The following is a 1,681-nucleotide window of genomic DNA, read 5'->3' as shown; positions in this document are numbered from 1 at the left end:
CTGTATGACGAGGCGATCGAGGTGCTGAGCCAACGCGGCCTGGTCGAGGTGATCGGCCTCTGCGGCTACTACACCATGGTGTCGATGACGCTGAACACGTTCGAGTTCCAGCTGCCCGGCGGCGAGCTGTCGGAGCTCTGCTAGACCCGGCCGGCCGTGGCGTCATTCGGAAACGCTGCGTTTCCGGATGGATCGCTCCGGCCCCGGCAAATCCGGACTATATCAGGAGGAGAAGCCTTGCCCCTGATGGCACGGCATTGATGCCAACGGAGCCCGGTCATGCCAGAAAATCCCCCCATCATCGCGGGCACGCGGATCGGGCATGTCCACCTCAAGGTCGCCGATCTCGAGCGGGCGCTCGGCTTCTATTGCGGCGTGCTCGGCTTCGAGCTGCAGCAGAGACTGGGGACGGACGCGGCCTTCATCTCGGCCGGCGGCTATCACCACCACATCGGCCTCAACACCTGGGAGAGCAAGGGCGGCCGTCCGCCGCCACCCGGCACCACCGGCCTGTTCCACACCGCCATTCTCTATCCGAGCCGCCCGGCGCTCGCCGATGCGCTGCATCGCGTGCTGTCCGCCGGCATCCAGCTCGACGGCGCCAGCGACCACGGCGTCAGCCAGGCGCTCTATTTGCGCGATCCCGATGAGAACGGCGTCGAGCTCTATTGGGACCGGCCCGAAGCCGAATGGCCGCGCAGCGCCGACGGCAAGCTTGCAATGTTCACGCGGCGGCTGGATCTGGAGGAATTGCTGAAGCAGCGGGCGGGGTAATTCCGTAGCCCGACAATTGTAATTCCGTAGGCTGATAATTTCGTAGCCCGGATGAAGCGAAGCGAAATCCGGGGTCCTTGATTCGTTAAGGCAGACCCGGATTACGCTGCGCTCCATCCGGGCTACGGGTCAAACACCACACGCCCGAGCCAGCCGGCCGCATAGAGCCCAACGCCGAACACCGCATGCGTCAGGAGGCTCTGCAGCCGCGCGGCCCATGGCTTCGGCGTCCGGCTCGCGGCGATGCCGGCGCCCATTGCCGGCTGCATCACCAGGAACGGTGCGGCCACGCTGCCGATCCCGACCAGCAGTGCCGGACCGATGGTCGGCTGCCGCGCCCAATCGAGGCCGAAGATCGCGAGCAGCACGCCGGCAAAGCCGATCCCGATCAGATAGTGCGCAGCCCATCCGACGACCCGCTCGCCCGCAACTGGCGGCGACGCGGCGATGCGGCCGTGACGCACCCTCCCGGATGCGAGATGGCCGAGCCAGCGGCCGACCAACGCGTAGTCCAGCGACGGCATGCCAAGCAGATGCGTGCGGACCATCCCCCAGATGTCCATCACGATGGTCGCGCCGGCGCCGATCAGCACCGCGCTCGCCAGATAATCCAGGGCGTCAGCCATTGACAGCCTCCACTGGCGCTCGCGCCGCGACCATCCAGCAGGCGGCGGTGAAGCGAATCTCGCCGGCATCGAGATAGCGGTCGAACGCACCGCGCACGGTGTCGATCACCTCTGCGCGAAGCGGCCCTTCCATCCCCTGCAGCATCGTGCCGACCGGGCCGAGCCAGCTCACGTAACGGGTCAGCTCTGTTGCCGGAAAGCTCAGGGCGACATCGACCGGCTCGACCGCGATCGCGTCCCAGCCGCTGTCCTTCAGGATGCTCTCGACCCGCTTGCGGTCC

Annotated in this window: 2 protein-coding genes and 2 pseudogenes; 2 read left to right on the top strand and 2 right to left on the bottom strand. The window is 66.8% G+C overall.

All coding sequences use genetic code 11. From position 1 onward, the window contains the following. Positions 1-144 (top strand): annotated as a pseudogene (locus QMZ05_RS40770) (carboxymuconolactone decarboxylase family protein); the annotation flags it as partial. A gap of 135 nt (positions 145-279) precedes the next feature. Further along, a complete protein-coding gene (locus QMZ05_RS40765; RefSeq protein WP_353705881.1) occupies positions 280-774 on the top strand; it encodes a VOC family protein in 495 nt (164 codons plus the stop codon). Positions 775-896: 122 nt separating this feature from the next. Here QMZ05_RS40765 and QMZ05_RS40760 read toward each other — a convergent pair whose 3' ends face one another. After that, positions 897-1,400, bottom strand: a complete 504-nt coding sequence (locus QMZ05_RS40760) for a DUF2938 domain-containing protein (protein ID WP_353705880.1) — start codon at positions 1,398-1,400, stop codon at positions 897-899. Then, positions 1,393-1,681 (bottom strand): annotated as a pseudogene (locus QMZ05_RS40755) (SAM-dependent methyltransferase); the annotation flags it as partial. The pseudogene QMZ05_RS40755 and the gene QMZ05_RS40760, both read right to left, overlap by 8 nt.

The sequence above is a fragment of the Bradyrhizobium sp. INPA03-11B genome (assembly GCF_040446015.1).
Classification (GTDB): domain Bacteria; phylum Pseudomonadota; class Alphaproteobacteria; order Rhizobiales; family Xanthobacteraceae; genus Bradyrhizobium; species Bradyrhizobium macuxiense_A.
Note: the sequence above shows the minus strand (reverse complement) of the source record. Positions and strands in the feature narration are given on the sequence as shown.

Coding starts and splice junctions, on each gene's coding strand:
- QMZ05_RS40765 (WP_353705881.1), top strand. CDS start 280: ATGCCAGAAAATCCCCCCATCATCGCGGGCACGCGGATCGGGCATGTC.
- QMZ05_RS40760 (WP_353705880.1), bottom strand. CDS start 1,400: ATGGCTGACGCCCTGGATTATCTGGCGAGCGCGGTGCTGATCGGCGCC.